This is a genomic window from Bradyrhizobium liaoningense, assembly GCF_018130785.1.
GTDB classification, from domain to species: domain Bacteria; phylum Pseudomonadota; class Alphaproteobacteria; order Rhizobiales; family Xanthobacteraceae; genus Bradyrhizobium; species Bradyrhizobium liaoningense_A.
Window position 1 is genome coordinate 1,034,576 of record NZ_JAFCJT010000001.1, and the last position, 22,570, is coordinate 1,057,145.

The following is a 22,570-nucleotide window of genomic DNA, read 5'->3' on the forward strand; positions in this document are numbered from 1 at the left end:
TGCCCAACCCTCACACTCATTGCAGGAGCGGGGTCCGCAAGTCGAGGGTCAGCGGAAACTCATTTGTGCGTTCCTCGGGCGGCGGCTGCATCGGACCGGGCGTATGGCCGTGGTCCTGGAAGCGCGCCAGCCGCCGCGCCTCGGCCTCGTAGGTGTTGACGGGCTTGGTGTCGTAGCTACGGCCGCCGGGATGGGCGACGTGATAGACGCAGCCGCCGAGCGAGCGGCCGTTCCAGGTATCGATCAGGTCAAAAGTCAGTGGCGCGTGAACCGGGATGGTCGGGTGCAGGCCGGAGGCCGGCTGCCAGGCCTTGAAACGGACGCCAGCCACGGCCTCCGCCGAGCGGCCGGTCGACGTCATCGGCAGGCGGCGGCCGTTGCAGGTCACGACGTGGCGGCCCTCGACAAAGCCCTCAGCTTTCACCTGAAGCCGTTCGACCGAACTGTCGACGTAGCGCACCGTGCCGCCGGCCGAGCCCTCCTCGCCCAGCACGTGCCACGGCTCCAGCGCCTGACGCAGCTCCAGCGTCACACCGCCATGATGGACGCGGCCGAAGGCGGGGAAACGGAATTCGAGCTGGGCCAGATACCATTCTGGCTCAAAGGGATAGCCGGACTCCTTCAACTCAGAAAGCACTTCAAGAAAATCCTGCCAGATGAAGTGAGGCAGCATGAAGCGATCATGCAGCGCAGTGCCCCAGCGCACGAACTTGCCTTGTTGCGGCTCGCGCCAGAATTTTGCGATCAGCGCCCGGATCAGCAACTGCTGCGCCAGCGACATGCGCGGATCGGGCGGCATTTCGAGCGCGCGGAATTCGACGAGGCCGAGCCGGCCCGTGGAGCCATCCGGCGAATAGAGCTTGTCGATGCAGATCTCGGCGCGGTGGGTGTTGCCGGTGATGTCGACCAGCAGGTGGCGGAACAGCCGGTCCACCAGCCACAGCGGCGTCTGGTAACCCGGCGGCGGCACATGCGAGAGCGCGATCTCCAGCTCGTAGATGCTGTCGTGCCGGGCTTCGTCGATGCGCGGCGCCTGGCTGGTCGGGCCGATGAACAGGCCGGAGAAGAAATAGGACAGCGACGGATGCCGCTGCCAGTACAGCACGAGGCTCTTCAACAGATCGGGACGGCGCAGGAATGGCGAATCCTGCGGTGAGGAGCCGCCGACCACGACATGATTGCCGCCGCCGGTGCCGGTGTGGCGGCCGTCGACCAGAAAGCGGTTCGCGCCGAGACGCACCTTGCCGGCATCCTCATAGAGGCCCGAGGTGATGTCGACCGCGTCGCGCCAGCTCTTCGCCGGCTGGATGTTGATCTCGATCACGCCGGGATCCGGCGTCACCTTGATGACCTCGATGCGCGGGTCGAACGGCGGCGGATAGCCTTCGACATGGACCTGGAGCTGCATCTCCTCGGCGGTGGCTTCAAGCGCCGCGATCAGTTCGAGATAATCCTCGATGCGCTCGACCGGCGGCATGAAGGCGCAGAGTACGCCGTCGCGGACTTCGACCGACATCGCAGTGCGGACCGGTACCGACGTGTTGAGATGCTCGGGCGCGACCCGCGGCGAAGCCTCCGGGCGCGCGGCGAGGGTGAACACCGGCAGCCTGCCCCGCGGCTCCAACGGATCCTGCTCGACGATGTAAGGATATTGGTTGGGCGGGACGTAGCCGAGCGAACCGATCGGCAGGCGCAGGCCCAAAGGTGAATCGCCCGGCGTCAGGAACAAATGATTGCGCCGGAGCTGCCAGCGCTCGCTGCGCCAGCGCGGCGGCGCGTTCCAGCGTTGCACCGGCAGCACGAAGCCGCGTGGGGTATTGAGGCCCTGCTCGAACACACGCGCGATGCGTGCACGTGCCTCTGGATCGGACAATTTGGCGTCGGACGGATCGACGTTGACGGGAAGTTCGGCTTCCTTCTGGAGCCAAAGCGCGGTGTCCTCATAGGCCGGCATGATGTAGCCGGGATCGAGCCCGAGCCGCTGCGCCGTACCTTCCATGAAGGTCTCGGCGTCCTTCACCTGCGCGGGCCGCGGATTTTCGATTTTGGCGATGAGGTCGGCGTTCTTCCAGATCGGCACGCCGTCCTTGCGCCAGTACAGGCCGAAGGCCCAGCGCGGCAGGCTCTCGCCGGGATACCATTTGCCCTGGCCGTAATGCAAAAGGCCGCCCGGCGCGAAGCGCGTACGCAAGCGGCGGATCAGGTCGTCGCCAAGCGCACGCTTGGTGGGACCGACGGCCTCGGTGTTCCACTCCGCCGCTTCGAGATCGTCGACCGAGACGAAGGTCGGCTCGCCGCCCATGGTGAGCCGCACGTCCTGCGCGGCAAGATCGCCATCGACCTGCTCGCCGAGATCGTTGAGCCGCGCCCAGGATTCGTCGGAGAACGGCTTTGTGATGCGCGGCGCTTCGCGGATGCGGCGGACGCTCATGTCGAACTCGAACTCGACTTCGGCAAAGCCGGCGCCACCGGAGATCGGCGCCGCCGAACGATAATGCGGCGTGGCCGCAACCGGGATGTGCCCCTCGCCCGCAAGCATGCCGGAGGTCGCGTCGAACCCGATCCAGCCCGCGCCGGGCAGATAGACCTCGGCCCAGGCGTGCAGGTCGGTAAAATCGTTCTCGACTTCCGGCGGACCCTCGATCGGATCGATGTCGGGACGGATCTGGATCAGGTAGCCGGAGACGAAGCGGGCGGCGAGACCGAGATGACGCAGGGTCTGGATCAGGAGCCATGCGGAGTCGCGGCATGAGCCGGCACCGGAGGAGAGCGTCTCCTCCGGCGTCTGCACGCCGGGCTCCATGCGGATGATGTAGCGGACGTGCTTCTGAAGCTCGCGATTGAGATCGACCAGGAAGTTGACGGTGTTCGGGGCTTCGTGCGGGATCGTGTCGAGAAATTTCGCGAACAGGCGATCGGGCTTTATGGTTTCGAGATAGGGCGCGAGCTCAGTCTTCAGGTCCTTGGGATATTCGAACGGAAAGCTGTCGGCGTAAGGCTCGACGAAGAAGTCGAACGGATTGACCACGGTCATCTGCGCCGTGAAATCGACCTCGAATTTCAGCTCGGTCGTCTTCTCCGGAAACACGTAACGCGCGAGCCAGTTACCTTGCGGATCCTGCTGCCAGTTCACGAAATGGTTTGAGGGCGTGACCTTGAGCGAATAGCTCAGGATCGGCGTCCGCGTATGCGGCGCCGGCCGCAGCCGGATGGTCTGCGGGCCAAGATCGATCGGGCGGTCGTATTTGTAGTGCGTGACGTGGTGTAATGCGACGTAGATCGACACGGGGTGCGGTGCTCCAGCAGCATTTTTGAGCAGAACACCGCTGGTGACCTCGATCAAGCACTAACAACGGGCAGACCGTGCCTACGCCACGGGCTGCACGCTCAATTACATCGTCGCGCCGAGCACCCAGGGCGCGAACTCGGCGCCGCCGAAATCGAAGCTCTCGCTCTTGGTCGGCTGTCCCGATGCCGTCTTCAGGATGAGATCGAAGATGCGCTGGCCGCACTCCTGGACGCTCTCCTCGCCTTCGAGGATGGTGCCGCAATTGACGTCCATGTCCTCTTCCATGCGCTTGTACATCGGCGTGTTGGTGGCGAGCTTGATCGAAGGCGCGGGCTTGCAGCCGAACACGCTGCCGCGGCCGGTGGTGAAGCAGACCAGATTGGCGCCGCCGGCGACCTGCCCCGTTGCGGCGACCGGATCGTAGCCGGGCGTGTCCATGAAGACGAAGCCGCGCTTCGTCACGGGCTCGGCGTAGCGCAGCACGTCGACGAGGTTGGTGGTGCCGGCCTTCGCCATCGCGCCGAGCGATTTTTCCAGGATGGTGGTGAGACCGCCGGCCTTGTTGCCGGGGCTCGGATTGGCGTTCATCTCGGCGCCTTCGCGCTCGGTGTATTCGTCCCACCAGCGCATGAGATCGACCAGCTTCTCGCCGACCTCGCGGCTCACCGCGCGGCGCGTCAGCAGATGCTCGGCACCGTAGGTCTCCGGCGTCTCGGACAGGATCACGGTGCCGCCGTGGCGGACGATGAGATCGCTGGCGGCCCCCAGGGCCGGATTGGCGGATACGCCGGAATAGCCGTCCGAGCCGCCGCATTGCAGGGCCACGGTCAATTCGCTCGCGGCGACAGTCTCGCGCTTGACCTTGTTGGCATCCGCAAGGGCTTCACGGACGAAGGCAATACCCGCTTCCACCGTCTTGCGGGTGCCGCCGACCTCCTGGATGTCCATCGCGCGCAGGCGGCCGGCGAGCTTCTGCTCCGCCATCAGCCCGCCGATCTGGTTCACCTCGCAGCCGAGGCCGAGCACGATCACGTGGGAGAAATTGACGTGACGCGCATAGCCGCCGAGCGTGCGGCGGAGCAGCGCCAGGGGCTCGTTCTGCGTCATGCCGCAGCCGGTCTTGTGGGTCAGCGCGACCACGCCATCGACATTGGGGAAGTCGGCCAGCGGATTGTCGCCGGTGAACGGATTCTTCTTGAAGACGTCGGCGACGAGGCTTGCGACATGCGCGCTGCAATTCACCGAGGTGAGGATGCCGATATAGTTGCGCGTGGCGACGCGGCCGTCCGGGCGGCGGATGCCCTCGAAAGTCGCCGGCAGGTCGAAGTTCGGCGTCGGCTTGACGTCGGCGCAATAGGCATAGTCCTTCGAGAAATCACCCATGCCGCAGTTCTGCACGTGCACGTGCTGGCCAGGCGCAATCGGCACCGTCGCAAAGCCGATGATCTGGCCATAGCGTATCACCGGCTCGCCCAATGCGATCGGCTTGATCGCGACCTTGTGGCCGGAGGGAATGCGCTCGACCGTGGTCACACCGTCGGCGACCATCGTTCCCGGCGGCAGGCTCGCGCGCGCGATCAGCACGCCATCATCGGGATGCAGGCGAATGACGGGGCTGATGGTCATGGGTATCTCCTCAGGCGAATAGTAAGTAGCGAGTGGCGAATGGAAAAGGGGAGTAGCCCAATTCGCTACTCCCCATTTGCCATTCGCGAGGTCTTAGGCCTTGCCGGCCGAATCCTTGCGGGTCGCATTGACCTGCATTTTCGCGTAGGTCGTCATCAGGCCGACCTCGTTCGAGAGCGTCACCAGCTTGAAGCCCATGTTGATGGCGCGCGCAGCACCTTCGGCGCCGCTGCAATGGATGCCGGGGTTGAGGCCGCGCTTGCCGCATTCCTTGATGATCTTGTCGTAGATCGCGAGGATTTCCGGCTCGCTGCGATCGAGCTTCGGCTCAAGGCCGTAGGAGAAGCCGAGGTCGGACGGGCCGATATAGACGCCGTCGATGCCCTCGACGTCGAGGATCGCTTCCATGTTCTCGACCGCGGTTTTCGTCTCCATCATCGGCAGCAGGATGGTGTCGGCATTCGCGGTCTTCTGGTAGGAGCCCGCGGTGCCGTACATGCCGGCGCGGATCGGGCCGTTGGAGCGGACGCCCTGCGGCGGATACTTGGAATACGACACGAGGTTCTTGGCCTCCTGCGCCGTGTTGACCATCGGGCAGATCACGCCATAGGCGCCGCCGTCGAGCACCTTGCCGATGATGCCGGGCTCGTTCCAGGGCACGCGGACCATCGGGGTCACTGGATGCTTATCCATCGCCTGGAAGCACTGCACCATCGAGAGATAGTCCTGCACGCCGTGCTGCATGTCGACGGTGACGCTGTCGAAGCCGCATTGCGCGATCATCTCGGCCGAGAAGCCGGAGGGAATCGCTAGCCACGCGTTGACCACGGCCTTGCCCGACTTCCAGATTTCCTTGACCTTGTTCGCCACGTTGCCTTCCTTCTTTTGTTGCTTGGACCGTTGTTTGGACCTTCGTCACCATGACGAGCGCCGCGACAGCACAGCTCTGCTGTTACCGCGAACCGGGGCTCCGCGCTACGCTCGCAATGACGCAAGACCTATGCGGTCGCCCGCTGGATGCTGACTTCGCTGACACCGACCTCGCGGGCGGTGTTCACTATCGCCGCCCAGGTGTCATCCGGCAAGGGGATGCCGTTCTTGCTGCGCTCGGCCCGGGTTTTCCGCTCGGGATCGCCCGGAATCAGCACCTGATCGACCCCCGCCATCGGCTTGGTGGCGCGGATGAAGTCGGTATAGCGCGACACCTCTGCATCGAACACATGGGAGGTATCGATCACCTTCGGATCGACGTAGAAGGCCAGCATGCCGTTGGCGAAGCGGCGGCCGCCCGAGGTGGCCCCGGTTCCGGTCAGCGCGCCGCCAAGCAACTCGCACATGAAGGCAAGGCCCGAGCCTTTGTGGTCGCCGAAGGCGCGGATCGCGCCGGTGCCCTTGGTGTGGTCGCGCGGCCCTTCGGGCGTGAAGGGCCCGTAAAGCACGGTCGGGTCCTCGCTGAGGGTCCCGTCGGCATCGACCAGCGCGCCCTTCGGCAGCTTCTTGCCGCCGCGGCTTGCGACCAGCACCTTGCCTTCGGCGACGACCGAGGTGGCGAAATCCAGCACGATCGGGTCCTGCCCCTCACGCGGAATGCCGACGCAATACGGCGCGGTGGAGAGCCGCTTCTCGACGCCGCCGAACGGCGCCACCAGCAGCGAGCCGGCGGCGTTGACGAAGTGCACCGAGACCAACCCTTCGGCGGCGGCCATCTCGGCCCAATCGCCGACGCGGCCGATATGGCCGGCATTGCGCAACGCGACCGCGGCAAGGCCCGCCTTCTTGCATTTCTCGATGCCGATCCGGACCGCCTGCGGCGTCACGGTCTGGCCGTAACCGAACTTGCCGTCCACCACGGCGAGCGAGGGCGTATCCACCACGACCTCAGCGGTCTGGTTCGGCACCACGAAGCCGGTCTTCAGCCAGCGGATGTAGACGGGCACGCGGATCACGCCGTGGCTGTCATGCCCGGTGAGGTTCGCCGTCGTCAGATAAGTCGCGATCCGTTTCGCCTCCTCCGGTGAGGATTGAGCGTGGCCGAAGACCTCGCCGACGAAATCGATGAGGTTCTGGACCTGGATCGTGACCATGAACTGAGCTCCCGGTTATTGTCTGGGCATGATCTTCTCGGAAAACCGCTGCACACTTTGCGCTAACGCGGCCCTCCGGGTCCGGATCATGCCCTAAGCACTCACCTTGGCATGGCCGCCGAGATAGGCGGCGCGGATCGCTTCGTTGCCCCAGAGCTCGTCGGGCTTGCCACCGAGCACAATGCGGCCGGTCTCCAGCACATAGCCGTAGTCGGCCACCGACAGACCCATGCGCGCATTCTGCTCGACGAGCAAGACCGTCGTGTTGCGGCGGATCTCGGAGATGATCTTGAACACGGCCTGCACGATGACGGGCGCAAGACCAAGCGAGGGCTCGTCGAGCAACAACAGCCGCGGCTTGGCCATCAAGCCGCGCGCGACCGCCACCATCTGCAACTGGCCGCCCGAGAGCGTCCAGCCGAGCGCGTTGGTGAACTTCCGGATGTCGGGGAACAGGTCGAACATCGCGTCCGCCTCCCGCGAGATCTCCGAGGTCGGCGCCCGGCGATTGGACGCGCCGAGCATGATGTTCTCTTTCACGGTGAGACCCGGGAAGACCCTGCGGCCTTCCGGCACGTGCGAGATGCCCATGCGGACGATCGCTTCCGGACCAAGACCTGCGATCGAATTGCCGTCGAACAGGATGTCGCCGGAAGTCGGCTTGGCGAGGCCTGAGATGGCGCGCAAGGTCGTGGACTTGCCGGCGCCGTTGGCGCCGAGCAGCGTCACCACCTGCCCCTGCTCCACCGCGCAGGTCACGCCACGCAGGGCTTCGATCTCGCCGTAGCGCACCACGAGATTGCGGATTTCGAGCAACGGCATCATTCGCTCCCGAGATAGGCGGAGACGACGTCGGGATGACGCAGCACGGCCAGGGATTCGCCGTCCGCGATGCGGCGTCCGAAGTTGAGCACGGTGATGTGCTGGGCCGCTTCCGAGACCAGCGTCATGTCGTGATCGATGATCAGGATGGTCAGGCCCTGCGCGGCGATGCGCTTGAGCAGCTCGTGCAGCTCCAGCTTCTCGGTCGAGTTCAGGCCGGCCGCGGGCTCGTCCAGCAGCAGCAGCGTCGGGTTCGAGGCGAGCGCACGTGCGATCTCGATCAGGCGCTGATGGCCGTAGGAGAAGCTCGAGATCAGCTCGTTGGCGCGGTTGCCGAGACCGACGAAGGTCAGGGCTTCCATCGCGCGCTCGGTCAGGGCGTCATCACCCTTCCCGACCATGGTGTTGCCCGGCCGCTCCGCACCGATCTCGACATTTTCGAGCGCCGTCATCGAACGGAACAGGCGGATGTTCTGGAACGTACGCCCGAGGCCCGCTGCCGTGCGCTGATGCGGCGGCATGTGGGTGATGTCGGTGCCGTCGAGCACGATCCTGCCGGCTGTCGCTTCATAGAGGCCCGAGAGCACGTTGAGCGTCGTGGTCTTGCCCGAGCCGTTCGGTCCGATCAGCGCGTGCACGCCGCCACGCTTCACCGCGATGTCGACGCCGTCGACGGCCTTGAGGCCACCGAAGTGCTTCGACAGGCCGGTGACTTCCAGCACCGTGTCGCCGCCGACCGTCGCCGGCCGGAGCTGCAGCGCGGCCGCAGCCGGCGGTGCCTTGGTCTTGGCGCGCCAGCGCGTGAAGGCATCGGCGACAAAGCCCCAGATGCCGTCGGGCATGAAGCGGATGATCAGGATCACGAACAGGCCGTAGATCGCGAGGTACAGGCCCGGCACGCTCTTGAGGAAGCGCAGCCATTCCGGGATCAGGATCAAGAGACCCGTGCCGATCGTCGAGCCGATCGGCGAAGCGACGCCGCCGAGCAGCGACATGGTCAGGAACACGATCGATTCCGCGAAGGAGAACTGATCGGGGCTGACATAGGCGAAACCGCCGGCGAACAGGCCGCCCGCGAGCCCGCCGAGCAGCGCGCACAGCGCGAAGGCGTAGATCTTGGTGCGGAACACGTCGATGCCGTTGACGCCGGCCGCCAGCTCGTTGTCGCGCACCGCGCGCATGGCGCGGCCGAGTTTTGTATCCGCGAGATGCCAGACCAGATAGCCGACGATCGCCAGCATCGCGACGCAGAAGGCGAGATAGCTCTGCGACGACTGGAACAGCTCGGGACGCTTGATGTTGGGAACGCCGTCGGGACCGCGCGTCAGCCAGATCGCGTTGATCATCACCAGCGTCACGATCTGCTGGAACGAGATCGTGACCATCGCGAGGTAATGGCCACCGAGCCGCAGCGTGGACATGCCGAGGAACGCGCCGGCCAGCAGCGAGATCAGGCAGCCGCCGACGAGGCAGACCCAGAAGCTGACATGCAGGTCCGTCGTGCCGATGCCGACCGCGTAGGCGCCGAGCCCGAAGAACGCGGCCTGCGCCAGGTTGATCTGGCCGCACAGGCCGAGCACGACCGAGAGGCCGAACACCGCGATCGAGAACGTGGTGGCCTGGAGCAGGATGTTGTGGACGTATCCGTCGAAGCGCATGGTCGCGGCGAGCGCGACAATGATCGCGGCACCGATGAAGTACGGCAGATGCCGGACCAGCAGCGGCTTCGAATGGATGGCGGGTGCCGGAATCGGCATGTTGTCGCTGGGAGCGCTCATGCTTTTTCCGCCACGCGTTCGCCGAAGATGCCCTGCGGCCGGAAGATCAGGAAAGCGATCAGCACCAGGAAGGCGAAGCCATCCTTGTAGGGAACCGAGACATAGGCGGCGCCAAACGTCTCGATCACGCCGAGCGCAAGGCCGCCGATGATGGCCCCGGCGACATCGCCGAAGCCGCCGATGATGGTGGCCGCGAACGCCTTCAGCGCGATCGTCGAGCCCATCTGGATCGAGACGAACAGCACCGGTGCGACGAGGATGCCGGCGAGACCGCCGAGCACGGCCGAATAGATGAAGGTGATCATGATCATGGTGGAGACGGAGATGCCGAGCAGCGAGGCCATCTCCTTGTCCTGCGAGGTCGCCTGCAGCTTCTTGCCGAGCAGCGTCTTCTCGAAGAACCAGAAATTGAAGATCACGAGACAGATCGTGACGCCGATGATCAGGAGATACTGGCTGTCGAGATAGACCGGGCCGACCTGAATGCCCGGCGTCTCAAACCAGCCTTCCAGCACCTGGGGCTGGGGGCCGTAGATTGCGAGCACGGAGTTCGCCAGCAGGATCGAGGCGCCGATGGTGGCGATGATCACGGGCAGATAAGTGCGGTGGCGCAGCGGATAGTAGACGCCAAGATTGAAGATGACACCAAGCAGCGCCATGCCGAGCAGCGCAACGATGAATGCCGCCCAATAGGGCAGACCGGCTTCGATCGCGACGACCATCAGATAGGCCGCGACCATGGAGAATTCGCCCTGGGCGAAGTTCACCACGTTGGTGGCACGGAAGATCAGCACGAAGCCGAGCGCAACGAGCGCATAGACGGCACCGATACCGATGCCGGTAAACAGGAGTTGTAGGGCGAGATCCATGACAAGCGTTCTGTTGGAGGTCAGATTCGTCCAATGAAAGACGTTTCGACCTCCCCGACCGAAATCGGGGAGGTCATTTCGTCAACGTCAGTCGTTGAACTCGATGTGCTTGTCGAAGACGATCTTGCCCTTGTCGTTCTTCACGATGTTGTAGCCGTGCAGACCGTCGCCGTTCTGGTCGAAATTGTATTCGCCCTCGGCACCCGGGAACTTCTTGATCGCGAGGATGGCTTCACGGACCTTGCCGGGCTCGGTGGTGCCAGCCTTGTTGATGCCCTGCGCCAGCACGTTGACGGCGTCGAAGGTCCACGAGCTCTGGTTGTCGGGCGCAACCTTGACCGCGTCGCGGTAGATCTTGCCGAACGCCTTCGAGCCTTCGCTGGAATCCTCGGCATAGTCCGCCACGCCATAGGTGTTGTAGAGCGCGGGACCGGCGAGCTTCAGCGCGGTGATGTTGACGATCGAGGGCGAGCCCACCCACGGGATGTTCACGCCGAGCTGACGGAGCTGGCGGGCGAAGATGCCGAGGTCGTTCTCGAAGGTGAAGTAGGAACCGAGGATGTCGGCGCCCGATTGCTTGATCGCGAGCACGACCGGGGTGAAGTCCTGGCTCTGGTTGGCATAGCCCTGATCGAGCACGGGCGGCGCGCCCAGCTTGGTCAGCGCTTCGGTCAGCGCCTTGCCACCGGCGGTGCCGAACGCGTCGGTCGAGTGCAGCACGGCCCACTTCTTCTTGGCCAGCGTGTTGACGCCGTATTCGGCGATGACGCGGCCGGAATAGCTGTCATTGGGACGGCAGCGGAACAGCCACTGATTGCCCATGTGGGTGAGATTCGGATCGGTACCGCCGATCATCACGGGCTTGCCGAGCTTGATCACGTCGGGCGCCATCGCGTGCACCTGGGTCGAACGGATCGAGCCGAGGAAGCCGACGATGTCGGACTGCGCGGCGAGCTTGGAGAATGCGAGCACGATGCCGGGATTGGTGGTCTGGTCGTCCTCGACGATCAGCTCGCCCTGCTTTCCCAGGATACCGCCGGCCTTGTTCACGGCTTCGAGCGCGAGCTTGGCGCCCTTGATGGCGTAGCCGCCGGATTCAGCGGCGGGGCCCGTGACGGGCGCGCACATGCCGATCTTGATGGTGGCGCCTTGCGCATGCGCGCCCTTGATGAGGTAGGGCGCGGCAATGCCGGCAGCAATTCCGGCAGCGAAGTCGCGTCTCGTCAGTCTCATTCATTCCTCCCTGGGGCCGGGCATCCTTGTCGGCCCTTCTTGTCTTGGCTCTCTCACTGAATGCAGAGCCGGATGCTACTTACGGATTCTCTCCGCGTGAGTAAATTGATATTGAGACGCCATCAACTAAGTGCGGAGAGCTCGCGCCCGAAGATGACTAACACCTGCGGCCACGATCTATTTTCGGCTATTTTTTAAGGGCTTTTCGCGCATTTCACGGCGATCGCGCTGCCCACGCGTTATGCAATGATGACAGTCATGCGTGGCAGGAAAGTCATCATGCAAATTTGCCGTTACATTTCATCCGCAACGTCACTCGCTTCGGTGGAAGCGAGACACAGTTCCAACTCACCGAGCATCTCCTGCAACTCGGCGAGCTTGCGCGCGCCGAAGCGCCGCGTGATCTCCGCATAGATCGCTTCCGAGGACGGCGCGACGGCGGCCATCAGCTTCACCCCCTCTTTCGAGATCGAGACCATGCTGCGGCGCTGATCCGACTTCGCGGTCTTCCGCTCGATCAGATTGCGCGCCTCGAGATCGCGCAGGATGCGCGACAGGCTCGGCCCGAGCAGAAACGCCGTGCGCGCGAGTTCCGTGACCTCAGCAGCGTCGATCGCCGCGAGCGCGCGGAGGATGCGCCATTGCTGTTCGGTCAATCCGTGCTCGCGCAGTTTTGGACGAAACTGCCGCATCACCGCTTCACGTGCCCTGAGCAGCGACATCGGCAGCGAGCGCGAGAAGTCGCGCATCGGCACCTGCCGTGCGGCAGGCTCACTTCCGTTCGCGGGATCAGCCGGTCTCTTCGCCATGACGCCCTTTCAAAGCCGCCCTTTCAAGCCGCAAAGTGTTTGCAGTGCAGCAAGCCCGAATTGTGTTTGACGCATTCACTTAACATGTTAAGTATCTCTGGGCACCACGATTTGTAAGATCACAAATGGCGCTTTCCAACGACGATATCCAAGCTTGTGCGAACCGTCTGCATCAGGCGGAGAAGACCCGCACGCAGATCCGGCAGCTCTCGCAGGATTTTCCCGGCATTACCATCACCGACGCCTACGCGATTCAGAAGGCGTGGGTCGACCTCAAGCTCGCCGAGGGCCGCACCGTCAAAGGCCACAAGATCGGCCTGACCTCGAAGGCGATGCAGGGCGCGCTCAATATCGACGAGCCGGATTCCGGCGTACTGCTCGACGACATGTTCTTCGCCGATGGCGGCCTCGTCCCGACCGAACGCTTCATCGCGACGCGCGTCGAGGCCGAGCTTGCCTTCGTCATGAGCAAGCGCCTCTCCGGTCCTGATTGCTCAATGTTCGACGTGCTCAACGCCACCGACTTCGTCGTGCCGGCGCTGGAAATCCTGGACACGCGGATCGAGCGCGTCGATCCCAAGACGAAAGCCACGCGAAAGATCTTCGACACCATCGCCGACAACGCCGCGAACGCCGGCATCGTGCTCGGCGGTCGCCCAATCCGTCCGCTCGACGCCGATCTGCGCTGGATCGGCGCGCTGTGTTTCAGGAACGGCCAGCTCGAGGAAACCGGCCTTGCCGCCGGCGTGCTCAATCATCCCGCGACCGCCGTTGCCTGGCTCGCCAACAAGATCGCACCGCTCGGCCTTGCGCTGGAGCCCGGGCAGGTCGTGCTCGCCGGCTCCTTCATCCGTCCGATCGAGACCCGCAAGGGCGACACAATTCAGGCCGATTATGGCGCCTACGGCTCGGTGAGCTGCTACTTCGCCTGACAACAAGAATACACAGGGAGTGAAACCGCGATGCCGCATTTCACGATTGAATATTCGGCCAATCTCGACAACCGCCTCGACATCGGCGCGGTGTGCGAGGTCGTGCGCAAGGCGGCGGTCGAGACCGGCATCTTCCCGCTCGGCGGCATCCGCGTTCGCGCTGTCAGGTGCGAGCACTACGCGATCGCGGACGCGCGGCAGGACTACGGCTTTCTCGACATGGTGCTGCGCATCGGAGAGGGCCGCGACCTTCCCATGCGCCAGAAGGCCGGCGAGCACGTCTTCCAGGCGCTTTCAAAACATCTCGATCCCGTCTTCGCCGCCAGCAAGTTCGCTTTGTCGTTCGACATGCAGATCAACGACAAGGACACCAGCTGGAAGCGCAACAACATCCACGACGCCCTGAAAGTGGAGGCCGCCCATGGATAAGCCCACGCCGAAAACCGATGTGTTCCAGGCCAATCGCGACCGCACAGCACCGCTGCTGAAGACGCTGCGGGCCGACGGCATCGGCCATATGATCGACGGCAAGACCGTCGCCTCGATCTCGGGCGAAACCTTTGAAACCAAGTCGCCTGTCGATGGCGCCGTGCTTGCAAGCGTCGCCCGCGGCAACGCCGAGGATATCGACGCCGCAGCCACAGCCGCTGCGCTGGCCTTCAAATCCTGGCGCGACATGAGGCCGGCGATGCGGCGCAAGCTGCTGCACCGCGTCGCCGACGCGATCGAGGACAATGCCGACGACATCGCCGTGCTCGAATGCATCGACACCGGCCAGGCCTATCGCTTCATGGCCAAGGCCGCGATCCGCGCGGCGGAGAATTTTCGCTTCTTCGCCGACAAGTGCGCCGAGGCGCGCGATGGCCTGAACACGCCGAGCGACGAGCACTGGAACGTCTCGACCCGCGTGCCGATCGGCCCCGTCGGCGTGATCACGCCGTGGAACACGCCGTTCATGCTCTCGACCTGGAAGATCGCGCCGGCGCTGGCCGCGGGCTGCACCGTCGTGCACAAGCCGGCCGAATGGTCGCCGGTGACAGCCGCGATTCTGGCAAGGCTGGTCAAGGAGGCCGGCGTTCCCGACGGCGTGCTCAATACCGTCCACGGTTTTGGCGAGGAGGCCGGCAAGGCGCTGACCGAGCATCCCGCCATCAAGGCGATCGGCTTCGTCGGCGAGAGCGCGACGGGATCGGCGATCATGGTTCAAGGCGCGCCGACCCTGAAGCGCGTGCATTTCGAGCTCGGCGGCAAGAACCCGGTGATCGTGTTCGACGACGCCGATCTCGACCGCGCGCTCGATGCCGTCGTGTTCATGATCTACTCGCTCAATGGCGAGCGCTGCACGTCGTCGAGCCGCCTGCTGATCCAGCAGAACATTGCCGAGAAATTCGTGGAGAAGCTGACCGCGCGCGTGCAGGCGCTCAGGGTCGGCCATCCCCTCGATCCCGCCACCGAGATCGGGCCGCTGATCCACGAACGGCACCTCGCAAAAGTCTGCTCCTATTTCGACGTTGCGCGGCAGGATGGCGCTGTGATCGCCGTCGGCGGTAAGACCTATGACGGCCCGGGCGGCGGACATTATGTCGAGCCGACGCTCGTGACCGGTGCGAACGGCAAGATGCGCGTGGCGCAGGAGGAGGTGTTCGGCCCCTTCCTCACCGTGCTGCCCTTCAAGGACGAGGCCGACGCCATCGCGATCGCCAACGACATCCGCTATGGCCTGACCGGCTATGTCTGGACCAACGACGTCGGCCGCGCACTGCGCGTTGCCGACGCGCTGGAGGCCGGCATGATCTGGCTGAACTCGGAAAACGTCCGCCATCTGCCGACGCCGTTCGGCGGCATGAAGGCCTCGGGCATCGGCCGCGACGGCGGCGACTACTCGTTCGACTTCTACATGGAAACCAAGCACGTCTCGCTGGCGCGGGGCACGCACAAGATTCAGAAATTGGGAATCTGACGCTCGTCGAGCCGAGGGGAAACGCCGATGCCCGTACCGCAACACATCTTCGAACCGCCGTTCAACATCATCCGCTCCAGCCACGTCGTGCTCGACGTGACCGACCTGAAGCTCAGCCGCGAATTCTACGAGACCACCGTCGGTCTGCATGTCGAGGATGCCGACGACAAGTTTGCCTACTTGCGGGCAGCCGAGGAGCATCAGCATCACTCGCTGGTGCTGCGCAAGGCGGCAGCGCCGGCCTGCAACCGGCTCGGCTTCAAGGTCGGCAACGACGGAGATCTCGACAAGGCCGCAAAGTTCTTGTCCGAGAACGGCCTCGGCTATTCCTTCGTCGACCAGCCCTTCCAGGGCCGCACGCTGCAATTCACCGATCCCTTCGGCTTCCAGATCGAGCTCTATGCGGCGATGGACCGCCGGCCGCATCTGCTTCGTCGCTACGACCTCTACAGGGGATGCCACCCGCAGCGGCTCGATCATTTCAACGTCTTCGCCGCCGAGGTGCAGGACACCGTCGAGTTCTACGCACGGCTCGGCTTCCGTCTCACCGAATACGCCGAGGAGGACGGGCCGAACGGGCGCATCGCAGCCGCCTGGATGCATCGCAAGGGCAATGTGCACGATTTCGCCATCACCAACGGCAAGGGCCCTCGCCTGCACCACTTCGCCTACTGGACGCCGACGGCGATGAACATCATCCATCTCTGCGACGTCATGGCCTCCCAGGGCTTCGTCAAGAACATCGAGCGCGGCCCGGGACGCCACGGCATCTCGAATGCGTTCTTCCTCTACGTGCGCGACCCTGATGGGCACCGTCTCGAACTCTACACCAGCGACTATTTCACCGGCGATCACGACCACGAGCCGCTGCGTTGGTCGCTGCGCGATCCGCGCCGCCAGACGCTGTGGGGCGCGCCGGCGCCGCGCTCGTGGTTCGAGCAGGGTTCGCCCTTCTCGGGCCAGGCCGTGCGTGAACCGAAATTCGTGGCCGACGTGCTGGTGGCGGATTAGGCGATGAAACTTCCTCGCCTCGCCACATATTCCGTCAAGGGTGAAACCAGGTACGGCGCCGTCCTTGAGGGCGGCATCGTCGATCTCTCCGTACGCCACGCAAAAGACTATCCGACGCTGCGCGAAGTGATTGCGGCCGGAAAGCTCGTGAGCCTTGCCGAGCAGGCCGCCGGCCGCGCGCCGGATCACCCGCTCGCCGACATCATTTGGCTGCCGCCGGTGCCCGCGCCGGAAAAGATCATCTGCATCGGCGTCAACTATCCCGATCGCAACGCCGAGTACAAGGACGGCCAGGACGCGCCGAAATATCCGAGCATGTTCATGCGCTCGCCGCGCTCCTTCGTCGGCCACGACACGCCGCTGGTGCGCCCGCGCGCATCGGCGCAGCTCGACTACGAGGGCGAGATCGTGCTGGTGATCGGCAAGGCCGGCCGGCACATTGCCGAGAGCGCTGCGCTCGATCACATCGCCGCGTTGACGCTCTGCAACGAAGGCTCGGTGCGCGACTGGTTGCGCCACGCAAAATTCAACGTCACGCAGGGCAAGAACTTTGATTCCAGCGGCAGCCTGGGTCCGTGGCTGGTGCCCTACACGCAGGAAGCGCAGATCGCCGACGTCAGGCTCACCACGCATGTCAACGGCGAGCTGCGGCAGGACGACGTGACCAGCCGCCTGATGTTTCCGTTCCGCTATCTCATCAGCTATATCTCGACCTTCGCAACGCTTGTCCCCGGTGACATCATCGTGACGGGCACGCCGACGGGAGCGGGTGCGCGGTTCGATCCGCCGCGCTACTTGAAGCCCGGTGATGTCATCGAGGTCGCGGCCGAAGGCATCGGCACTTTGCGCAATGGTGTCGTCGACGAAGCCTGAACAACAATCGAAGTGGAATAGTGCAATGACCACCCTCACCGGCGGCGAAGCAATCGTAAGCGGCCTTGTCGCCCACGGCGTCGACACCGTGTTCGGCCTGCCCGGCGCGCAGGTCTACGGCCTGTTCGACGCCTTCCATCAGGCCCAGCTCAAGGTGATCGGCGCGCGGCACGAACAGGCCTGCGGCTACATGGCGTTCGGCTATGCGCGCTCCAGCGGCAGGCCCGGCGTGTTCAGCGTGGTGCCCGGCCCCGGCGTGCTCAACGCCAGCGCGGCGCTGCTGACCGCTTACGGCTGCAACGAGCCGGTGCTCTGCGTGACGGGTCAGGTGCCGACGCAATTTTTGGGCAAGGGCCGCGGCCATCTGCACGAGATGCCGGACCAGCTTGCGACCTTGCGCACCTACGTGAAATGGGCGGATCGTATCGAAACGCCCGGCAACGCGCCGACCACCGTGGCCCGCGCCTTCCAGGAGATGACATCGGGCCGGCGCGGCCCCGCCTCGGTCGAAATGCCCTGGGATATTTTTACCCAGCGCGCCGACACCGCGGCCGCACAGGTGCTGGAGCCCCTGCCTGCGCCGCGGCCTGATCCTGATCAGATCAAGCAGGCCGCCGCGCTCATCAAGGCCAGCAAGGCGCCGATGATCTTCGTCGGCAGCGGCGCGATCGAGGCGCGCGACGAGATCCTCGAGCTCGCCGAGATGATCGATGCACCCGTCGTCGCTTTCCGCAGCGGCCGCGGCATCGTCTCCAACGCGCATGAGCTGGGGCTCACGATGGCTGCCGCCTACAAGCTCTGGCCGAAGACTGATTTGATGATCGGTATCGGCTCGCGACTGGAGCTGCCGACCATGTCGCGCTGGCCGTTCCGCCCCGACGGCCTGAAGAGCATTCGCATCGACATCGACCCGGTCGAGATGCGGCGCTTCATCTCGGACACCGCCATCGTCGCCGATGCCAGGACTGCGACCGCCGATCTCGCCGCCGCCGTCAGCAAGGCCGGCTACAGCAAGACCGCCGGCCGCCGCGCCGCGATCCGCGACGCCACCGCGACCGCGCAACAGGACATCCAGCGCATCCAGCCGCAGATGGCCTATCTCAACATTTTGCGCGAGGTGCTGCCGGCGAACGCGATCGTCACCGATGAGTTGTCGCAGTTCGGCTTCGCGTCCTGGTACGGCTTTCCGATCTACGAGCCGCGCACCTTCATCACCTCAGGGTATCAGGGCACGCTCGGCTCGGGCTTTCCGACCGCGCTCGGCGCCAAGGTCGCCAATCCCGACAAGCCGGTGGTGGCGATCACCGGCGACGGCGGCTTCATGTTCGGCGTGCAGGAGCTTGCCACCGCCGTGCAGTTCAACATCGGCGTCGTGACGCTGGTGTTCAACAACAACGCCTATGGCAATGTGCGCCGTGACCAGCGCGAGCGCTTTGATGGCCGCGTGGTGGCGTCCGACCTCGTCAACCCGGATTTCGTCAAGCTCGCGGAGTCCTTTGGCGTCGCCTCTGTGCGCGTCACCGCGCCGGACCAGTTCAAGGCGGCGATGGAAAAGGCGCTCGCCCACGGCGGGCCGTATCTGATCTCGGTCGAGGTCACGCGGGATTCGGAAGTGAGCCCCTGGGCGTTCATTCACCCGCCGAAACCGTAATAGAAGCATCGTAGTTCCGGGACTCTTCCCTTCTCCCCTCCTGGGAGAAGGAAGATCAGCGGAGAAGGAAGATCAGCGCGTCCTGCGAAACGTCAGATTGATCCGCTTCCGCCCGAGCAGCGCATGCTCGCCTTCGGCGAGCGGCGCCACGCCGTGATAGGCGAGCCTGCTGGCCCCGCCCCAGACGACCACGTCGCCATGGACGAGCCGGAAGCGGCGCGGCTTGTCGCTGCGCGCCATGCCGCCGAACAGGAAGGTCGCGGGCAGCCCGAGGGAGACCGAGACGATCGGCGCCGAATAGTCCAGCTCGTCCTTGTCCTGATGCAGCGACAGCCGCGTGCCGGGCTCGTAGCGATTGACGAGGCAGGCGTCGGGCGCAAAGCCTTCGAAGCCGCCCTGCTCCGCCGCGCGGCGGGCGAGACCGCGGAGCACCGGCGGCATCACCGGCCATGGCGCGCCGGTCCGCGGATCGATCGGGTCATAGCGGTAGCCGGTGTGATCGGTGATCCAGCCGCGCTCGCCGCAATTAGTCATGGCCACCGACATCAGATGGCCGCCAGGCGTGGTCATGCGACGGAACGGCGACAGTGCCACGATCGCGCGGACCGCTTCGATCAGCTCGCTCTCGATTGGCTTGACGAAACCGCGCAGCAAGACGGCGCCGTCGGCGATCTGCTCGCGTGACGGCTGGGCTTCGGCGGCCGTGTCAAACAGATCAGCCGTCAATCGCAGCGCTCATTTTGCATCATGGAAGATCACACCCAGCGTGTGGCGCTGGCCGGACCTGAGACGGCTGACGCCGTGGCGCAGATTAACCCTGTAGGTGCCGCGTGTCCCCTGCACCGGGCGGTGATGCACAGCAAAGGCCACGGCGTCGCCCTGCGTCAGCGGAACCACTTCGGCGCGGGACTGCATGCGCGGCCGTTGCTCGGTCAGCACGAACTCGCCACCGGCGAAATCGCGGCCGGGCTCGGACAGGAGGATCGCGACCTGGAGCGGGAACACATGCTCGCCGTAGAGGTCCTGGTGCAGGCAATTGTAATCGCCGGCCTCGTATTGCAGCAGCAGAGGCGTCGGCCGCGCCTGCCCTGCCTCGTGGCAACGCTTGAGGAAGGCGGCATGTGCAGCGGGATAGCGGATGTCGATCCCCATCGCCTCATTCCAGCGATTGGCGACGCCTTGCAGGTGCGCATAGAGCGCGGGGCGCAGCTGCGCGATGAGATCGGGGAGCGGATAAGAGAAGTACTTGTATTCGCCGCGGCCAAAACCGTGGCGACCCATGACGATGCGGCTGCGGAAGTTTGCATCATCAGGATAGAGCGCGGCGACGGCGCGGCATTGGTCGGGCGTCAGCAGATTCTTCAGGACGGCGCCGCCCTGGGCGTCGAGCTCGGCCGTGATCTGCGGCCAGTCGAGGGTGTCGACATGGGCGGCGAGGTCAGCGGACGGCTTTGGAGGCGCTTTGCGTGCTGTTGCTGTCATGGCTCTGACTTTCGCAAGACCGCCCCGCCCTCTGCCACCCGATTTCCGACTCTCCCCGGAACCGGTCTGGATTGCTTCGCGTCGCTCGCAAGGACGACGGAGAGGTATCAGCCCCGCACCGGCAGCGTCGCCACGTCATACCCGTGCCTGATGGTCCGCTTCAGTACGGGATCCTCAAGCTCGAAATCGAAACGGTCGGCGGGGCGGATGCCGCCCTTGGCGGCGAAGGTGCCGCCGAACATGGCGCAGCCATCGGGGAGCTTCCCACCCTCAAAGCCGCGCGCGATGAGGTCGGCGACTGGCAGCATCGCGTCCAGCGTACCCTCCTGGTAGAGCACGCGCTCGCCCTTGATCGTGGCATAGGAGCGCAGGATCATCCTGTCCCAATGGCCGATGACGTCCTCGAGCTCCCAGAGCGTGGATGCGACCGGCTTGTCGCACATCTGCTTGGACACGGTGACGTTGTAGGCCTCGACCTTGCGGTCGGTGTGATCCGAGCCGCAGCCGACGAAGATGCGGCCCTGCCAGCCGATCAGCACGAACTCGACCTCACCGGAGGACTCGCCACCGGTGCATTCGATGCTGTCTTCCTGAGTGAGCCGCCGCGCCGAGGCGCGGTAGTAGATCGGCGTCGAGGCCGGCGGGGCGATGCCCATCTCTTGCAGCTCGGCGATGTGCTTGTCGCGCGCGACGGGATCGCGGCCGGTCCAGCCTGCGATGACCATCTGGTCGATGGCCAAGGTCAGCGGCGTGGTGGTGTCCTGGGCGTCGACGGTGAAAGTCAGGTCAAACACGAATTACGGCCTCCATGCCGGCAGCAAGTTCAAAGATGCGACGGTCCGATCCGCCGGCGCCCGCGAGCATCAGGCCGACGGGAATGTCGCCCTCGCGATGTGCAGGCAGCGAGATGGCGCAGCCATCGATCATGTTGATCAGGGTGCAATTACGCAGCGCCCGCAGGTTTTCCTTGGTGAACGCCTTGTCGTCGGCGAGATCGGTGATCTTCGGCGGCGTGTTGGCGGTGGTCGGCAGCACCAGCGCATCATAAGGCGCGATGCGCGCATTGACGCGGGCGATCAGCGAGCGGCGCTCGTTGAGGAGATCGATGTAGTCGGCCGCGCTCTGCGCCTCGCCGCGCATGATGCGCACGAAGACCCTGGGGTCGTAGACGTCGCCCTTGGCCGTGATGAGATAGCGATGCCAGGCGTAGCTTTCGGACGCCGCAAAGCCGCCCTTGGCGTTCATCGGGCCGATGTCGTGAAATTCGGCCATCTCGATGCGCTCGATGATCGCGCCGTGATCGGCGAGGCTCTTGAGCGCACGCTCGAACGTCGAGGCCACGTCTGCGTCGAGATCGTCGAGCGCAATCGTGGTCGGCACTGCGAGCCGCATGCCCTTTAGCAGCCTCGGCTTCAGCGGAACGATCGGCTCGTTCGCGAGCACGGCGTCGAGAATGGCACAGCAACTGACCGATCGCGCCAGCGGCCCGATGCTGTCGAGCGAGAACGACAGCGGCACAGAGCCATCGAGCGGCACGCGGCGCTGCGTCGGCTTGTAGCCGACGATGCCGTTGAAGGCGGCCGGAATCCGGCAGGAGCCGCCGGTGTCGGTGCCGAGCGCGCCATGCGCCATGCCGTCGAGCACCGAGACCGCCGCGCCCGAGGACGAGCCGCCCGGCACGTGCCCCTCGGCCCGGTTCCAGGCGCCCTTTGGCGTGCCGTAGTGCGGATTGATGCCGATGCCGGAATAGGCGAACTCGGTCATGTTGGTCCGCCCGATCACGACGAAGCCGGCGTGGCGCAGCCGCGCAACAGCCGCCGCATCTTGCTCAGCCGGATCGGAATCGTCGAGCGCACGGGAGCCGGCGCGCGTCGTCTGCCCCTTGATGTCGAAGAGATCCTTGATCGAGATCGGGATGCCGGCATAGCGCGATGGCGCCGCCTTCACCTTGCGCAGGCCGTCCATCGCGTCCGCCGCCGTGAGCGCGGCGTCCTTGTCGACGTGGATGAAAGTGCGCTGGCCCTCACCGGCGGGGTCGGCAATCCTGGCGAGGCATGCCTCGACGAGCTTGCGGGAGGTGGTGCGGCCGCTTTCGAGGTCGTCGGCGAGCTTCGCCAGTGTCGGGAAATCGGGCATGTCTGTCTCACGGAA

General features: G+C 64.9%; 19 protein-coding genes. 6 read left to right on the forward strand and 13 right to left on the reverse strand.

All coding sequences use genetic code 11. The annotated features are described in order from the left end of the window. Positions 1–16: 16 nt before the first annotated feature. From JQ627_RS04545 to hpaR, 9 genes are all read right to left on the reverse strand, one after another. On the reverse strand, positions 17–3,286 hold the full coding sequence (locus JQ627_RS04545; RefSeq protein WP_212482929.1) for a DUF2126 domain-containing protein: 3,270 nt from the start codon (positions 3,284–3,286) through the stop codon (positions 17–19). A gap of 105 nt (positions 3,287–3,391) precedes the next feature. Then, positions 3,392–4,915, reverse strand: a complete 1,524-nt coding sequence (locus JQ627_RS04550) for a UxaA family hydrolase (protein WP_212482930.1) — start codon at positions 4,913–4,915, stop codon at positions 3,392–3,394. 93 nt (positions 4,916–5,008) lie between these two features. After that, positions 5,009–5,785 (reverse strand): aldolase/citrate lyase family protein, encoded by a 777-nt coding sequence (locus tag JQ627_RS04555; RefSeq protein WP_212482931.1) that lies wholly within the window; start codon positions 5,783–5,785, stop codon positions 5,009–5,011. A 128-nt stretch (positions 5,786–5,913) separates the two neighbouring features. Further along, on the reverse strand, positions 5,914–6,999 hold the full coding sequence (locus JQ627_RS04560) for a malate/lactate/ureidoglycolate dehydrogenase (protein ID WP_212482932.1): 1,086 nt from the start codon (positions 6,997–6,999) through the stop codon (positions 5,914–5,916). A gap of 93 nt (positions 7,000–7,092) precedes the next feature. Beyond that, positions 7,093–7,821, reverse strand: a complete 729-nt coding sequence (locus JQ627_RS04565) for an ABC transporter ATP-binding protein (RefSeq protein WP_014496846.1) — start codon at positions 7,819–7,821, stop codon at positions 7,093–7,095. Next, entirely contained in the window at positions 7,821–9,599 is a 1,779-nt protein-coding gene (locus JQ627_RS04570; protein WP_212482933.1) for an ABC transporter permease subunit, read from the reverse strand. Before JQ627_RS04570 ends, JQ627_RS04565 begins: the two co-directional genes overlap by 1 nt. Beyond that, positions 9,596–10,468, reverse strand: a complete 873-nt coding sequence (locus tag JQ627_RS04575) for a branched-chain amino acid ABC transporter permease (RefSeq protein ID WP_014496848.1) — start codon at positions 10,466–10,468, stop codon at positions 9,596–9,598. The genes JQ627_RS04570 and JQ627_RS04575 overlap by 4 nt, the downstream gene beginning before the upstream one ends. Positions 10,469–10,555: 87 nt before the next feature. Beyond that, positions 10,556–11,701: an ABC transporter substrate-binding protein gene (locus tag JQ627_RS04580; RefSeq protein ID WP_212482934.1), complete on the reverse strand. Its 1,146-nt coding sequence runs from the start codon at positions 11,699–11,701 to the stop codon at positions 10,556–10,558. Between the two features lie 293 nt (positions 11,702–11,994). After that, positions 11,995–12,510, reverse strand: coding sequence for a homoprotocatechuate degradation operon regulator HpaR (hpaR, locus tag JQ627_RS04585; protein WP_212482935.1), 516 nt, complete (start codon positions 12,508–12,510; stop codon positions 11,995–11,997). A gap of 125 nt (positions 12,511–12,635) precedes the next feature. Here hpaR and hpaH point away from each other — a divergent pair, with 125 nt between their 5' ends. Genes hpaH through JQ627_RS04615 form a run of 6 tightly spaced genes read left to right on the forward strand, consistent with a single transcriptional unit; the run spans position 12,636 to position 18,937 of the window. Further along, entirely contained in the window at positions 12,636–13,442 is an 807-nt protein-coding gene (gene hpaH, locus JQ627_RS04590) for a 2-oxo-hept-4-ene-1,7-dioate hydratase (RefSeq protein ID WP_212482936.1), read from the forward strand. Between the two features lie 30 nt (positions 13,443–13,472). After that, positions 13,473–13,871 carry a 5-carboxymethyl-2-hydroxymuconate Delta-isomerase gene (locus tag JQ627_RS04595; RefSeq protein WP_212482937.1) on the forward strand — a complete coding sequence of 133 codons (399 nt, stop codon included), beginning with the start codon at positions 13,473–13,475 and terminating at the stop codon, positions 13,869–13,871. Next, positions 13,864–15,402, forward strand: a complete 1,539-nt coding sequence (gene hpaE, locus JQ627_RS04600; RefSeq protein ID WP_212482938.1) for a 5-carboxymethyl-2-hydroxymuconate semialdehyde dehydrogenase — start codon at positions 13,864–13,866, stop codon at positions 15,400–15,402. Before JQ627_RS04595 ends, hpaE begins: the two co-directional genes overlap by 8 nt. 27 nt (positions 15,403–15,429) lie before the next feature. Beyond that, a complete protein-coding gene (gene hpaD / locus JQ627_RS04605) occupies positions 15,430–16,413 on the forward strand; it encodes a 3,4-dihydroxyphenylacetate 2,3-dioxygenase (RefSeq protein WP_212482939.1) in 984 nt (327 codons plus the stop codon). 3 nt (positions 16,414–16,416) lie between these two features. Next, entirely contained in the window at positions 16,417–17,286 is an 870-nt protein-coding gene (locus tag JQ627_RS04610) for a fumarylacetoacetate hydrolase family protein (RefSeq protein WP_212482940.1), read from the forward strand. Between the two features lie 25 nt (positions 17,287–17,311). Beyond that, a complete protein-coding gene (locus JQ627_RS04615; protein ID WP_212482941.1) occupies positions 17,312–18,937 on the forward strand; it encodes a thiamine pyrophosphate-dependent enzyme in 1,626 nt (541 codons plus the stop codon). A 72-nt stretch (positions 18,938–19,009) separates the two neighbouring features. On the opposite strand, the gene alkB is transcribed toward JQ627_RS04615, so the two are convergent. From alkB to JQ627_RS04635, 4 genes are all read right to left on the reverse strand, one after another. Further along, positions 19,010–19,663, reverse strand: coding sequence for a DNA oxidative demethylase AlkB (alkB, locus tag JQ627_RS04620; RefSeq protein WP_212482942.1), 654 nt, complete (start codon positions 19,661–19,663; stop codon positions 19,010–19,012). Between the two features lie 9 nt (positions 19,664–19,672). Then, positions 19,673–20,419, reverse strand: a complete 747-nt coding sequence (locus JQ627_RS04625; RefSeq protein WP_212482943.1) for a 2OG-Fe(II) oxygenase — start codon at positions 20,417–20,419, stop codon at positions 19,673–19,675. Between the two features lie 107 nt (positions 20,420–20,526). Further along, complete coding sequence (locus JQ627_RS04630) at positions 20,527–21,213, reverse strand: DUF2848 domain-containing protein (RefSeq protein ID WP_212482944.1); 687 nt, start codon at positions 21,211–21,213, stop codon at positions 20,527–20,529. Further along, a complete protein-coding gene (locus JQ627_RS04635; protein WP_212482945.1) occupies positions 21,206–22,555 on the reverse strand; it encodes an amidase in 1,350 nt (449 codons plus the stop codon). Before JQ627_RS04635 ends, JQ627_RS04630 begins: the two co-directional genes overlap by 8 nt. Between the last annotated feature and the right edge of the window lie 15 nt (positions 22,556–22,570).

What these genes read in the sequence shown, in the direction of transcription:
- JQ627_RS04550 (WP_212482930.1), bottom strand. Translation starts at nt 4,915, where the DNA reads ATGACCATCAGCCCCGTCATTCGCCTGCATCCCGATGATGGCGTGCTG.
- JQ627_RS04560 (WP_212482932.1), bottom strand. Translation starts at nt 6,999, where the DNA reads ATGGTCACGATCCAGGTCCAGAACCTCATCGATTTCGTCGGCGAGGTC.
- JQ627_RS04565 (WP_014496846.1), bottom strand. Translation starts at nt 7,821, where the DNA reads ATGCCGTTGCTCGAAATCCGCAATCTCGTGGTGCGCTACGGCGAGATC.
- JQ627_RS04570 (WP_212482933.1), bottom strand. Translation starts at nt 9,599, where the DNA reads ATGAGCGCTCCCAGCGACAACATGCCGATTCCGGCACCCGCCATCCAT.
- JQ627_RS04575 (WP_014496848.1), bottom strand. Translation starts at nt 10,468, where the DNA reads ATGGATCTCGCCCTACAACTCCTGTTTACCGGCATCGGTATCGGTGCC.
- JQ627_RS04580 (WP_212482934.1), bottom strand. Translation starts at nt 11,701, where the DNA reads ATGAGACTGACGAGACGCGACTTCGCTGCCGGAATTGCTGCCGGCATT.
- hpaR (WP_212482935.1), bottom strand. Translation starts at nt 12,510, where the DNA reads ATGGCGAAGAGACCGGCTGATCCCGCGAACGGAAGTGAGCCTGCCGCA.
- hpaH (WP_212482936.1), top strand. Translation starts at nt 12,636, where the DNA reads ATGGCGCTTTCCAACGACGATATCCAAGCTTGTGCGAACCGTCTGCAT.
- JQ627_RS04595 (WP_212482937.1), top strand. Translation starts at nt 13,473, where the DNA reads ATGCCGCATTTCACGATTGAATATTCGGCCAATCTCGACAACCGCCTC.
- hpaE (WP_212482938.1), top strand. Translation starts at nt 13,864, where the DNA reads ATGGATAAGCCCACGCCGAAAACCGATGTGTTCCAGGCCAATCGCGAC.
- hpaD (WP_212482939.1), top strand. Translation starts at nt 15,430, where the DNA reads ATGCCCGTACCGCAACACATCTTCGAACCGCCGTTCAACATCATCCGC.
- JQ627_RS04610 (WP_212482940.1), top strand. Translation starts at nt 16,417, where the DNA reads ATGAAACTTCCTCGCCTCGCCACATATTCCGTCAAGGGTGAAACCAGG.
- JQ627_RS04615 (WP_212482941.1), top strand. Translation starts at nt 17,312, where the DNA reads ATGACCACCCTCACCGGCGGCGAAGCAATCGTAAGCGGCCTTGTCGCC.
- JQ627_RS04625 (WP_212482943.1), bottom strand. Translation starts at nt 20,419, where the DNA reads ATGACAGCAACAGCACGCAAAGCGCCTCCAAAGCCGTCCGCTGACCTC.
- JQ627_RS04635 (WP_212482945.1), bottom strand. Translation starts at nt 22,555, where the DNA reads ATGCCCGATTTCCCGACACTGGCGAAGCTCGCCGACGACCTCGAAAGC.